Here is a 12,702-nt window from a genome sequence, read left to right as displayed (position 1 = left end):
CATGCAGAATGAGGAAGGGTTTACCCTTTTAGAAATGTTATTAGTTATGGTCGTCATCACTGTATTATTACTATTAATTATTCCGAATGTCGTTACGCAACGTTCATCCGTCGAAGGAAAAGGATGTAAAGCCTATGTGAAATCTATAGAAGCTCAAATACAAGTATATCAACTACAACATAATAAAATTCCCTCGCTAAAAGAGCTGATTGATGGGAAATATATTACAAAGGATGAGTGTCCGAATGGTGAAGCTATTCATATTTCCAATGATGGCACAGTAACAAGTGGGAAACTGTGAAGCAAAAAGGTTTTACACTTTTAGAAATGCTACTCGTTTTATTTGCAATTTCTGTACTAAGTATGGTCACGTATTTTCATGTACATTCATTATATGAAAAACAAAAAATTGAACAATTTTTAAGACAGTTTTCAAATGATATTTTGTATATGCAACAATTAGCGATAAACCGTCAAAAACACTATACATTACGATGGCATAAAGATAGACATATGTATTATATAGGGGAATCGAGTACGGATCTTTCTATCATTAAAAGAGAATATGATAACGATATACAATTGGATTTGAATACTTTTCCAAATCCGATGACATATAATCCGAGTGGAAATATTAATAGAGGTGGCACGATTTTACTTTCGTATCGAAGTTATAAATATGAGATTGTATTCCAGCTTGGAAGAGGGAGATTTACGTATCGTGAAATGTCAAAAAGGGTCAGTGATGGCTGAAATGCTTGTAGCATTAAGTATAGTAATGATGATGGTATCTTTACTACTTCCGCAAACAGTATTGATTATGCAAGAACGAAAAAACATACAAATTCGTTATAAGGCATTTGTATTATTAAAAAAAGAAGCAGCTTTATATATGTATGAGAATGAGGCAAAACAACAGAAAGAAAAAGTCATAAACGGAAATGTATATTACACATATTGGGGAGGAAATGAAGTTTGTGCGATGTGGAAAGATGTGAAAGGAAAAATGATGGAACAATGCTTTTATGCGGGAGAAAAAATGAATTAGAAGTTGGATTTACATTAATAGAAATGATCGTATGTTTTTTTCTGTTATCACTGTTCTTTTTACTCTTACCACGTTTAAACTTTATTGGAATAGAAAACAAGCAATCAAAAGGGTTAAATAATTGGGAATGGGATGTGTTTGTAGGACAAGTACAGTTAGAGTTTCGTGAAGTATCATTTGTGGAAAAAATAGTTCCTGAAAATAGAGAGAGTATGTTGCGCTTCCGTCTTCGCACTGGAGATGAAGTGACGTATGAAAAATTGAATAATCACCTTATAAGAAAAGTGAACATGCGCGGAAGAGAAGTTATATTACAAAATGTTGAAATGGTTTCGTATGAAGTAACACCTCATTTGCTCTTTATCAATGTGAAAGATAGGAGCGGGAAAATATATGAAGGTGTAGCTATAAGGTATAGCGAAATGGGAATACATGTATGATAAAACAAGATGGATTTACGATGCCAGGAACAATCATTTTTCTTATATTATTAACTTCGTTCTTTATATACGAAACGAATATGTTGCTTATAGATAAAAATTTTTATATTGAAATAGAGCAAAAGTTTGTACTGGAGGAAATACTAAATCAATCTATTACAAATATAAAAAAAGACTTACGGCAAAAAGAAAAGGAAGATACTTTTTTCTTTTCATATGAAAAGGGCGAAGCGAGTGGAAATTACGTATTTGAAAACGACGTTATTCTCGTTTCATTGCAGTGCAAAATCAAACAAGAAATTTTCTATAAAGTAAGCTTTCGGTATAGAAAAAAGGATGAGAAAATATTTGATTGGATAGAAGGATAGTATGTAAAATATATGGATAAAAAACCATGATTTCTCATTTGAAAATAGGCTGTTTTTTAAAAGGAAATGGATAAATAAAACAATTAAAAGTTTAAATTTTCTCAAAAAAGAGAAAGGTAGAAAGAATATGATATATTCATGCTATCCAATCATTATTTTTAGGGAGAATAGGGAAATGACAAACAACAATCAAATAGGTGAAAATAAGGAACAAACTATTTTTGATCATAAAGGAAATGCAATTATGACAGAAGATAGGGAAATACAAATTATTTCAAAATTCGAAGAACCTCTTATTGTCGTGTTAGGAAATGTATTAAGTGATGAAGAGTGTGATGAATTAATTGAATTGTCTAAAAATAAATTAGCGCGTTCTAAAGTTGGCTCATCACGTGATGTAAATGATATTCGAACAAGTAGTGGTGCATTTTTAGATGATAATGAACTTACTGCGAAGATTGAAAAACGAATTTCATCTATCATGAATGTTCCTGTTTCGCATGGAGAAGGATTGCACATTTTAAATTATGAAGTGGATCAACAATATAAAGCACACTATGATTATTTTGCGGAACATAGTAGATCAGCTGCTAATAATCGTATTAGTACGCTTGTCATGTACTTAAATGATGTAGAAGAAGGCGGAGAAACTTTCTTTCCGAAATTAAATCTTTCTGTGCACCCTAGAAAGGGAATGGCAGTATACTTTGAGTATTTCTATCAAGATCAATCACTAAATGAGCTTACGTTACACGGAGGGGCACCTGTAACGAAAGGTGAGAAATGGATTGCAACGCAGTGGATGAGAAGAGGTACTTATAGATAAAGCGAGTATGTTACGTTTTGTTCTTCAGTGTATAAGAAGAACAAAACGTTTTTTTATTAAATAAAGTAGCATCTTTCGTTATAATAACAAGTAATACATGACGATTGAGAGGAACGAAAATGAAATCTATATACATAACCGGCTATATGGGAGCTGGGAAAACAACAATTGGAAAAGCATTAAGTAAAGAACTTCATATGGATGTTATAGATACAGATCAAAAAATTGAAGAGAAGCAAGAGAAGGAGATTCGTGATATTTTTTCCGAAGAAGGTGAAATGGCTTTTCGGGAATATGAAAGTGAGATGTTACGTTCACTACCTGTTGAAAATGTAATCATTACAACTGGCGGCGGAATTATTGAGCGAGAGGAAAACCGAAAGTGGATGAAGGAAAATGGAACTGTCGTGTATTTATATTGTGATCCACATGTAATTGCAGAAAGACTTCGTGAAGATACGACACGTCCACTATTTCAGAAGAAAGATATAGATGCATTTGTAATGAAATTCGAATTGCGCCGAGCTTATTATGAAGAGGCCCATATCCATATTGATACGACGAATAAGTCTGTAAAGCAAATTATGGATGAATTAAAAGAAAAGATTAATGAATAAAAAAGTGGACATACTAATCAAGTAGAGGTGATGATAATATGTCTACTAATGATTATGTTCGCTTTGTGACACAGCAGTTTGTGTCGTATATGGATGCTCCAAAAGAAGATCGTAAACAAAAGAAAGAACAACGCCGTGCTGAAAAAGAGCCATTTATGAATAAGTGGTTTGGTGTTATGCCGCTAAGTGCTGCTTTGTTTTATCAAAACGTAAAAAATAAAAGAAAAAAATCAAGTTAAAGATTTCGTAATATGTGTAGCAAAATGAAAATCCCCTAGTAGCATCATACTACTAGGGGATTTTCATTTACTGCATAGACTCTTTTTCTTCTGTAACGGCATGTATTTTATTGTTCACCCAGATAAATCCAATTCCGATACAAATGGAAATGCCCCATCCAACAGCGGTCATAATTGCTCTCATTTCACCGTAGCCATCTACACCGAAAACAGAGATGAAATAAATTTTTAAGAAGCTTTTTAATATGAATTGTAGACCGAAAAAGAGCGTTAAATATTGCAATGCTGGATAGATACGACTATCACGATACAGTTCACGACTTTTATCACGGTCATGGCCTTGCAGTGCAGCAATATCTGCTGCGAAATATAACATAAGTGGTTTTTTTATAAAAATTGTACATATAACGATAATACCGAGTACGATGTGATAATACGCATCGTTCCACAACATTCGTTCAGCTGATCCAGATAATAGATCTACCGTTGTATTAGAAATGAGTGTAATTAAAATAAAGAACCCTGTTACGTTAAACTGTTTTTCTTTTTTAAAGGTATACAGTGTATAAATAATCCCCGGAACAGAGGAAAGTAACATCGCGTAATAAGGATCGATATAAGGTTTTGCAAATTTCCAAATGAGGAATGGGATTACGAGATAAAAGACAAGATCTAATATAGCTTTTTTATTTTGATTCATATACAGCCTCCTTAAGTCATACATATATTTTATAATATAATTTCTGAAAATTGTATAAGGTTTAGTGGAAAAAGAAAAAGAAAAAGTATATGATTAGTAGATTGAAAAAAATACCCCTAGCGTAGTAAGTTTTTTTAGTATATAATAAAGGAAACGCTTTCATTCTTAATTTGTTCACAAAATGGACGGAAAATCACATATTTACTATCGATATGTTGCTTTATAATGAAACTAATTAAATATACATGCATACAATATTGTGAAATAAATAACATAAATAATTTATATAAATGTAAACGTTATCAAAAGAGAGAGGTGGAGGCAATGAGTAAATTTTTCTTCAATCATAATCCAGCAACAGTAGAGGATGGAAGGCTTGTTGAATATGCTGAAATTATTTATGGAGAAGGCGGCCGTTCTGTATTAGAAAATTTAATGGTGAAGGCATCTATCAGATTACGTGATCGTTATCCGAATAAATCTGACGAGCAGATCTCGAACCTAGTAAATAAAGGCATCCATGATATGTTTCAAAAATATGTGAGTGAGTAAGAGTAGCCATTGGCTGCTCTTATTTTTTTGTATAAGGATGGTGTCTCTAGCTGAAAATAAGGGTGTATTTTGAAAGATATAAAAGGAGTGAAACAGATGAGCAACGGAATTGGCCGTTCAAAAGAAAATCTTCCAACTGATGCAAATCATGTGAGTGCAAAGGATCGTGCGTATCAAAAACGCATGGCAAAGCAAAAACAACAAGAGCGTAATGGTGATAGAGGATAATTCAAAAAAGCTCCTTCAAAAATGAAGGGGCTTTTTAAGTTAGAAAATGATTCGCCGTAACATAAAAGAGTCCACCGTTAATAATTTGTACTGTAATGCGGGGTTCATATTGTTCTTGCAGTGCTTGTTTTTCAATTTCATAGCTTTCAGGAAGTTCATCACTTTCTTCATAAAAACGATTTAAAAGGTCCAAATCGTGATTCCAGCGCACTCTTGCTTCTTTCGCCCACGTATGGTCATCTTCTGCAATAATATTTTTTAAAGCATCCTCTATACGTTGTAAACCACTTTGCGGTTTAATAATAGGCGAGAGCGTAAAACAAAAGTCAGGTATTTTCGGTGTAAGTTTAATTTTAGTTAATGTTTCATGAAAGTTTGCAATCATTGTGCCAGAAATAAGATGAATGCCAATCGAGTGAAGAATATCTTTTTTTCGATCACATTGATAGGAAACTTTTATATTTACACCGAGCCACGGATGGAGCGGTGTATGCGTTGCTCCGCTATGCCGTATTTCTTCATATAAACGTATGTAAGAACCTAATTCTTTTGTCGTTTGAAAAATTTGATGAAGGCGTGGGGAACCGTAGTGGATAAGCTCACCATCGTTTTCTTCATTTTCTGGATTTGTAATAAGAGTAAGGCGCATCGGATTCGGTACGCCTCCTGTTTTTTCAAGATAGTGCCAATAAAAAGGGCGATTCATTAATAATTTATCCATTTCAATTGTTAACTGCACATCTAATAAATGAGGAGAACGTTCTAAAATTTCACAGTTATTCGCCTCAAAAAAATTGTATAAGTAATTATGAATTTCATGTTGCTGCATAGCCTTGCACCTCAGCTTCATTTCGTTTCGCAAAGTCGATAATAGATGTTAAGTTTTCCATCTTAATGCGGATTTCTCCTTCGCTTTTTGATTGCGCAAATATTTCTTGAATGTGTGCGTCGATGTTTTTCATATTAATTCTCGTTAAAATTTCATCAAGTTCACCGATCACACGCTCAAATAAATTAATTTTTTCATATAACAGTTTCAAAATATGTTCTTCCACAGTGTGTTTTGTAGCTAAGTTATAAATATGAACATCATTCTTTTGACCAAGGCGGTGAATACGTCCGATTCTTTGTTCAAGGCGCATTGGGTTCCATGGTAAATCGTAATTGATCATATGGCTACAAAATTGTAAGTTAATTCCTTCACCACCAGCTTCCGTTGCGATTAGCACTTGCGCATGATTTTGGAAAAGTTCCTTCATCCAATCTTTCTTTCCCCGTTTAAATCCGCCGCGGAATGGGACAGAAGAAATACCGTGCTGTTGTAAAAACCATTGTAAGTACATTTGTGACGCTCGGTATTCTGTGAAAATGACGACTTTATCGTCAATTTCTTTTATAAGCTCTAGCGCTTTATTTGCTTTTGAGTTAAAAGGAATACGGTTAATTTTGTCCATTAGCACATCAATATGCGGATCTTTTACGTAATTCTCATTTTCCTTCTGTCGTTTTTCTACATGTTTTTTTAATGAATAGTAAACGGCCTCGCGACTACTACACGCTTCCCGTTTTAAAGTTAATGATGAGAAAGCAGATGTGAAGGCGTCTTGTCCTCGCCAATTTTCGATATCATTATATAGAGCTTGCTCTTCTTCATTAAACTCAACAAAAATTGTACGTACATGTCTCTTTGGCCAATCAATCCCGGTATTATGACGCCGATTTCGGACCATTACTTTGTTAATAAGAGCTTTTAAATCTTCATCAGATTCGGCTGAACGATTTTTTGAAGCATAATATTCTTCAAAATTGGATTGATTGCCTAAGTGTCCTGGTTTTAATAAAGAAACGAGGTTGAAAATTTCATCAATCTTATTTTGGACAGGAGTAGCGGTTAATAATAAACAAAATTTCTTTTTTAATCGCTGTGCAAATTCATAGTTTTTTGTTTTATTATTTTTCAGTTTATGTGCTTCATCGATAATAATAAGGTCATATTCTAAGTTCAAAACGATATCACGATGTGGTGAACGTTTTGCAGTATCAATTGATGATACAATCACATCGGCTTGTTCCCACGAGTAGCTTTTCTTTTGAGCTACAGCTGGAATGAAAAACTTTGTATTTAATTCGTATGCCCATTGTGATACGAGAGAGGCTGGAACGAGTATAAGTACTTTTTTCACAAGGCCGCGGACCATATATTCTTTTAAAATAAGTCCAGCTTCAATCGTTTTTCCAAGTCCTACTTCATCTGCTAGAATCGCTTTACCATTCATTTGTTCAATAACATTTTGAGCGACTTCTAATTGATGAGGAAGTGGTGTGAAATGGGATAAATGTTTCGGTGCTTGTAATCCATCAAAAGTAGGAACAAGTAATGATTTTTCTGTTTCATAAGCTAAATGATATAAATCCCAGTTTGTCCAAGGACCATCTTCATCAATTCTATTTAAAAAATTGTTTTGCCACGTTCGATCTATGGAAATATCGACATTCATTACGACTCTCCCACCTTTTATAAACTAAAGTAATTATGAAAAAATCTTTAATATATAAGCCTTGTAAAAAGGCGCTATTACACTTACTGAAAGGTAAACAATAAGTAAAGATAAAGGACTAAATCTTAAAAACTGTATGTAATAAGATTAAGCGTAAAAAATTCTAAATTATTTTTTATGCTAGAATATTGATGAAATATAGCGAATAATGTTAGGATAATGGTGTGAAATGTGTGGAATCTTTCGTATTTTATCCAAGAAAGTGATTTTTTATTTACGCTTTCATAAAAAAATATAATGAGATTCCGTATATCCTATCTTTTCAGAGTGAAAATGTTTAGATAAGGGAAACAACTTTTATTGATTTGTCAGAGCATAAGGGGGAGAGAGCATGATTACATTACAACGTACACCGTTATTTGATGTATACGCGAAGTATGGTGGGAAAACAATCGACTTCGGTGGTTGGGAGTTACCAGTTCAATTTTCAAGCATTAAAGAAGAACATGAAGCTGTACGTACAGCGGCAGGTTTGTTCGATGTGTCTCATATGGGAGAAGTTGAGGTAAAAGGTGTAGATAGTTTAGCATTTTTACAACGTGTTGTTACAAATGACGTATCTACCTTAAAGGTAGGGGGCGCACAATATACAGCTATGTGCTACGAAAATGGTGGTACAGTAGATGATTTATTAATCTACAAACGTGGTGAAGAAGACTATTTATTAGTTATCAACGCATCAAATATCGAGAAAGATTACGAATGGTTAGCTAGCCATGTAATTGGCGATGCGACAGTAGTCAATGTTTCTAGTGAAGTTGCACAGCTTGCAATTCAAGGACCAAAAGCAGAAGGCATTTTACAAAAAGTTGTGTCAGAAGATTTGAAAGAAATTAAGTTCTTTAAATTTAAAAACGATATTCTTGTAGATGGAATTCCAGCACTTGTATCTCGTACAGGTTATACAGGTGAAGATGGATTTGAAATTTACTGTAAGAGTGAAGATGCTGCAAAACTTTGGGAGAAACTTCTTGAAGTTGGAGCAGAAGAGGGCTTAAAACCATGTGGTTTAGGTGCTCGTGATACACTTCGTTTCGAAGCAACATTACCACTTTACGGTCAAGAATTATCAAAAGATATTACACCGGTTGAAGCTGGAATTGGCTTTGCGGTAAAACCAAATAAAGAAGCAGACTTCTTTGGAAAAGCGACTTTAAAAGAGCAAAAAGAAAACGGTGCGCCTCGTAAGTTAGTCGGCATCGAAGTAATCGAACGTGGAATTCCTCGTACGCATTACCCTGTATTTATTGGAGAAGAAAAAATCGGGGAAGTAACGAGTGGTACACAATCTCCAACGTTAAAGAAAAGCATTGGTTTAGCACTAATTGATGTAAAATACGCAGCAGTTGATACAGAAGTAGAAATTGAAATTCGTAATAAACGCGTCAAAGCAGTAGTTGTTCCAACACCATTTTATAAACGTTCAAAGTAACGGGGAGAGGGGTAGATTTCATGTTGCATCGTTATCTTCCAATGACAGAAGAAGACAAAAAAGAAATGTTACAAACGATCGGCGTTCAAACGATCGATGAGTTATTCTCTGATATTCCAGAGAGTGTTCGTTTTAAAGGGGATTTAAAAATTAAAGAAGCAAAATCAGAGTCAGAGCTTTTAAAAGAGTTATCTCAAATGGCTAGTAAAAATGCTAACTTAAAAGAGTACGCTTCTTTCTTAGGAGCAGGCGTATACGACCATTACGCTCCAGTAATCGTAGATCATGTTATCTCTCGCTCAGAATTTTATACAGCTTACACGCCATACCAACCGGAAATTTCACAAGGGGAATTACAAGCAATTTTTGAATTCCAAACAATGATTTGTGAATTAACAGGAATGGATGTAGCAAACTCTTCTATGTACGACGGAGGTACAGCTTTAGCTGAAGCGGCAATGCTAGCAGCTGGCCATACTCGTAAAAAGAAAATTCTTGTATCTAGCGCAGTTCATCCAGAATCAAGAGCTGTACTTGAAACATATGCAAAAGGTCAACACCTTGAAGTTGTTGAAATTAATCATAAAGATGGTGTAACAGATTTAGACGTATTACAAAGTGAAGTAGATGATACAGTTGCTTGTGTAATCGTTCAATATCCAAACTTCTTCGGACAAGTTGAAAAATTAGCTGATATTGAAAAAATCGTTCATCAACAAAAATCATTATTTATCGTTTCTTCAAATCCATTATCATTAGGCGCATTAACACCACCAGGAAAATTTGGTGCTGATATTGTCATCGGTGATGCACAACCATTTGGTATCCCAACGCAGTTTGGTGGACCACACTGTGGTTACTTTGCAACGACGAAAGCATTCATGCGTAAAATTCCAGGACGTCTTGTCGGACAAACTGTAGATTCAGATGGTAAACGTGGATTTGTATTAACGTTACAAGCACGTGAACAGCATATTCGCCGTGACAAAGCGACATCTAACATTTGTTCAAACCAAGCGTTAAATGCATTAGCAGCATCAGTTGCAATGACGGCACTTGGTAAACAAGGTGTGAAAGAAATGGCACGCCAAAACATTTCTAAAGCACAATATGCAAAACGTCAATTTGAAGCGAAAGGCTTCACAGTTACATTTGCTGGACCATTCTTCAATGAGTTCGTTGTAGATTGCAAGCGCCCAGTGAAAGAAGTAAACGATGCATTATTACAAAAGAATATTATCGGCGGTTACGACCTAGGCCGTGATTATAAAGAGCATGAGAACCATATGCTTGTAGCAGTAACTGAGCTTCGTACAAAAGAGGAAATTGACACACTTGTAAACGAAATGGGGGCTATCCAATGAAGAACCAAGACCAAGCACTTATCTTTGAAGTAAGTAAAGAAGGACGCATAGGATATAGCCTACCAAAATTAGATGTAGAAGAAGTGAAACTAGAAGATGTATTTGAGAGCGATTATATTCGAGTAGAAGATGCAGAGCTACCAGAAGTATCTGAACTTGATATTATGCGCCACTATACAGCACTTTCAAACCGTAACCACGGTGTTGATTCTGGTTTCTATCCACTTGGATCTTGTACGATGAAATATAATCCGAAAATTAATGAGAGTGTAGCTCGTTTCGCAGGATTTGCAAATATTCATCCGTTGCAAGATGAAAAGACAGTACAAGGTGCAATGGAATTAATGTACGATTTACAAGAGCATTTAATTGAAATTACAGGTATGGATACTGTTACATTACAACCAGCAGCTGGTGCACACGGAGAATGGACAGGCTTAATGTTAATTCGTGCATACCATGAAGCAAATGGTGACTTTAACCGTACGAAAGTAATTGTTCCTGACTCTGCTCACGGAACGAATCCAGCATCTGCAACTGTAGCTGGTTTTGAAACAATTACGGTAAAATCAAATGAACATGGTCTTGTTGACTTAGAAGACTTAAAACGTGTTGTAAATGAAGAAACAGCAGCACTTATGTTAACAAACCCTAATACATTAGGTTTATTCGAAGAAAATATTTTAGAAATGGCAGAAATCGTCCATAACGCAGGCGGTAAATTATACTATGATGGTGCAAACTTAAATGCAGTATTAAGCCAGGCGCGCCCAGGAGATATGGGATTTGACGTTGTGCATTTAAACCTTCATAAAACATTTACAGGTCCTCACGGCGGCGGTGGCCCAGGTTCTGGTCCAGTAGGTGTGAAAGCTGATTTAATTCCGTACTTACCAAAACCAATTTTAGAGAAAACGGAAGATGGCTATCGCTTTAACTATGATCGTCCAGAGGCAATTGGGCGCGTAAAACCATTCTACGGTAACTTCGGAATTAACGTTCGTGCATACACATACATTCGTTCTATGGGTCCAGATGGCTTGCGTGCAGTAACGGAGTACGCGGTATTAAATGCGAACTATATGATGAGAAGATTAGCACCATTCTATGATCTTCCATTCGATAGACATTGTAAGCATGAGTTTGTATTATCAGGTCGTCGTCAAAAGAAACTTGGTGTACGTACATTAGATATCGCAAAACGTCTGCTTGATTTCGGTTACCATCCACCAACAATTTACTTCCCATTAAATGTGGAAGAATGTATTATGATTGAGCCGACAGAAACAGAATCAAAAGAAACATTAGACGGTTTCATTGATAAGATGATTCAAATCGCTAAAGAAGTAGAAGAAAATCCAGAAGTTGTACAAGAAGCACCTCATACAACAGTCATTAAACGTTTAGACGAAACGATGGCTGCACGTAAACCAGTTTTACGTTATGAAAAGCCAGCTCCTGTACAAGTTTGATTAGAATAACAAAAGAAGAACTCGCTGCGGCGGGTTCTTTTTTGTATGGAGAATTTGTGCAGAAGTGGTGAAGAAAATGTTAAAAATTTATATTTTTTGTTTCATAATGGTGTAAAGAAGCAGTTTTATAGGTGATTTTGTTGAAAAAGTCAGTTTGATAAAAGTATTTATTTTTGTTAGAATTTTATTGAAATTAAGAAGATGTGATGAGGCAAAAATTACTCATTTTTATGTATATGTGAAAAAACGAGCAAGACGGGGGTGAAAGTGTGGGATATCGATGTTATAGAATGGTATACCATTTAGAAAATGGAGAAACAATTAAAGATGTAAAAGAATTTTGCTATCGAGACCAAGGAAAAGTGTTAGAAAGAGTAGCGCATCGTGTAATGGATAATAGAGAAGTGACGGCAATTGATAAGCAAGGAACGATCATTTCAATAGCATGTGAGGACATTGTAAAGGTGGAACTTGATTACATAACAGAAAGTTAACCTTGAGTCATATCGAATTATTCGATAAAATATACTGTTGAATGGTGAAGTGAGAAGAGAGGAGTTTATCATGGGTAGTACAAGACACTTTTATATGTTTATCTTAGCGTTTGTTCTTGTTGTGGCATTAACGATTTATTTAATTGTTGATAGCACTTGGTACAACACAGTTCATCCGGCGTTCCTTCTGTTTATGTATGTAGGAATTGCGGTAGTGAGTTTCGGAATGAGAGATGAGATGTTAGATCGCTTTGAAAAGTGATACATATACGAAAGACCAACAGGAAAATGTTGGTCTTTTTTTCTTGCCAAAAATAGGATGGTGTGTATATACTGTATATATAAGGTATATACAGTATATACA

At 34.9% G+C, this 12,702-nt stretch carries 19 protein-coding genes; 15 read left to right on the top strand and 4 right to left on the bottom strand.

Features of this window, described 5'->3' with window-relative positions; genetic code table 11:
* Position 1: 1 nt before the first annotated feature.
* From comGC to MR083_RS04855, 8 genes are all read left to right on the top strand, one after another.
* Complete coding sequence (gene comGC, locus MR083_RS04890; protein ID WP_001178694.1) at positions 2-301, top strand: competence type IV pilus major pilin ComGC; 300 nt, start codon at positions 2-4, stop codon at positions 299-301.
* Positions 298-753 carry a comG operon protein ComGD gene (gene comGD / locus MR083_RS04885; RefSeq protein WP_016718475.1) on the top strand — a complete coding sequence of 152 codons (456 nt, stop codon included), beginning with the start codon at positions 298-300 and terminating at the stop codon, positions 751-753. Before comGC ends, comGD begins: the two co-directional genes overlap by 4 nt.
* Positions 746-1,048, top strand: a complete 303-nt coding sequence (gene comGE, locus MR083_RS04880) for a competence type IV pilus minor pilin ComGE (protein WP_000829518.1) — start codon at positions 746-748, stop codon at positions 1,046-1,048. The genes comGD and comGE overlap by 8 nt, the downstream gene beginning before the upstream one ends.
* Positions 1,018-1,488, top strand: coding sequence for a competence type IV pilus minor pilin ComGF (comGF, locus tag MR083_RS04875; protein ID WP_113712357.1), 471 nt, complete (start codon positions 1,018-1,020; stop codon positions 1,486-1,488). Before comGE ends, comGF begins: the two co-directional genes overlap by 31 nt.
* A complete protein-coding gene (comGG, locus tag MR083_RS04870; protein ID WP_242268653.1) occupies positions 1,485-1,856 on the top strand; it encodes a competence type IV pilus minor pilin ComGG in 372 nt (123 codons plus the stop codon). Before comGF ends, comGG begins: the two co-directional genes overlap by 4 nt.
* A 175-nt stretch (positions 1,857-2,031) precedes the next feature.
* Positions 2,032-2,682, top strand: coding sequence for a 2OG-Fe(II) oxygenase (locus MR083_RS04865; protein ID WP_000183846.1), 651 nt, complete (start codon positions 2,032-2,034; stop codon positions 2,680-2,682).
* A gap of 119 nt (positions 2,683-2,801) precedes the next feature.
* The gene (locus tag MR083_RS04860) at positions 2,802-3,299 is read left to right on the top strand and encodes a shikimate kinase (RefSeq protein ID WP_242268652.1); all 498 of its coding nucleotides are present in this window, start codon (positions 2,802-2,804) and stop codon (positions 3,297-3,299) included.
* A gap of 38 nt (positions 3,300-3,337) precedes the next feature.
* Positions 3,338-3,538, top strand: a complete 201-nt coding sequence (locus MR083_RS04855; protein WP_000106079.1) for a YqzE family protein — start codon at positions 3,338-3,340, stop codon at positions 3,536-3,538.
* A gap of 67 nt (positions 3,539-3,605) precedes the next feature.
* Here the strand turns inward: MR083_RS04855 and MR083_RS04850 are convergent, their stop codons facing one another.
* Together MR083_RS04850 and MR083_RS04845 are read right to left on the bottom strand one after the other, a co-directional pair.
* Positions 3,606-4,238, bottom strand: a complete 633-nt coding sequence (locus MR083_RS04850) for a VC0807 family protein (RefSeq protein WP_242268650.1) — start codon at positions 4,236-4,238, stop codon at positions 3,606-3,608.
* A gap of 134 nt (positions 4,239-4,372) precedes the next feature.
* Positions 4,373-4,489, bottom strand: a complete 117-nt coding sequence (locus MR083_RS04845; protein WP_001987222.1) for a hypothetical protein — start codon at positions 4,487-4,489, stop codon at positions 4,373-4,375.
* Between the two features lie 73 nt (positions 4,490-4,562).
* Between MR083_RS04845 and MR083_RS04840 the strand changes: the two genes are divergently transcribed.
* A complete protein-coding gene (locus tag MR083_RS04840) occupies positions 4,563-4,790 on the top strand; it encodes a hypothetical protein (RefSeq protein ID WP_000032699.1) in 228 nt (75 codons plus the stop codon).
* 96 nt (positions 4,791-4,886) lie between these two features.
* Entirely contained in the window at positions 4,887-5,018 is a 132-nt protein-coding gene (locus MR083_RS27820; protein WP_000064669.1) for a hypothetical protein, read from the top strand.
* Positions 5,019-5,052: 34 nt separating this feature from the next.
* Here MR083_RS27820 and MR083_RS04835 read toward each other — a convergent pair whose 3' ends face one another.
* Both MR083_RS04835 and MR083_RS04830 read right to left on the bottom strand, forming a co-directional pair.
* A complete protein-coding gene (locus MR083_RS04835) occupies positions 5,053-5,847 on the bottom strand; it encodes a YqhG family protein (protein ID WP_001183968.1) in 795 nt (264 codons plus the stop codon).
* A complete protein-coding gene (locus MR083_RS04830) occupies positions 5,834-7,516 on the bottom strand; it encodes a DEAD/DEAH box helicase (RefSeq protein ID WP_001100019.1) in 1,683 nt (560 codons plus the stop codon). The genes MR083_RS04835 and MR083_RS04830 overlap by 14 nt, the downstream gene beginning before the upstream one ends.
* 391 nt (positions 7,517-7,907) lie before the next feature.
* On the opposite strand from MR083_RS04830, the gene gcvT reads away from it, so the two are divergent.
* From gcvT to MR083_RS04805, 5 genes are all read left to right on the top strand, one after another.
* Positions 7,908-9,008, top strand: coding sequence for a glycine cleavage system aminomethyltransferase GcvT (gcvT, locus tag MR083_RS04825; RefSeq protein WP_000631772.1), 1,101 nt, complete (start codon positions 7,908-7,910; stop codon positions 9,006-9,008).
* 20 nt (positions 9,009-9,028) lie between these two features.
* Complete coding sequence (gene gcvPA / locus MR083_RS04820; RefSeq protein WP_000903247.1) at positions 9,029-10,372, top strand: aminomethyl-transferring glycine dehydrogenase subunit 1; 1,344 nt, start codon at positions 9,029-9,031, stop codon at positions 10,370-10,372.
* Complete coding sequence (gene gcvPB / locus MR083_RS04815) at positions 10,369-11,844, top strand: aminomethyl-transferring glycine dehydrogenase subunit 2 (protein ID WP_000795696.1); 1,476 nt, start codon at positions 10,369-10,371, stop codon at positions 11,842-11,844. Before gcvPA ends, gcvPB begins: the two co-directional genes overlap by 4 nt.
* A 290-nt stretch (positions 11,845-12,134) precedes the next feature.
* Complete coding sequence (locus MR083_RS04810) at positions 12,135-12,338, top strand: DUF3929 family protein (RefSeq protein ID WP_000262495.1); 204 nt, start codon at positions 12,135-12,137, stop codon at positions 12,336-12,338.
* Positions 12,339-12,408: 70 nt separating this feature from the next.
* Positions 12,409-12,600 carry a hypothetical protein gene (locus tag MR083_RS04805; RefSeq protein WP_000535935.1) on the top strand — a complete coding sequence of 64 codons (192 nt, stop codon included), beginning with the start codon at positions 12,409-12,411 and terminating at the stop codon, positions 12,598-12,600.
* Positions 12,601-12,702: the final 102 nt, after the last annotated feature.

Origin of the sequence: Bacillus cereus group sp. BfR-BA-01408 (genome assembly GCF_022663305.1) — a bacterium.
Taxonomy (GTDB): Bacteria; Bacillota; Bacilli; order Bacillales; family Bacillaceae_G; genus Bacillus_A; species Bacillus_A pacificus.
This window is presented reverse-complemented; position numbering and strand designations above follow the sequence as displayed.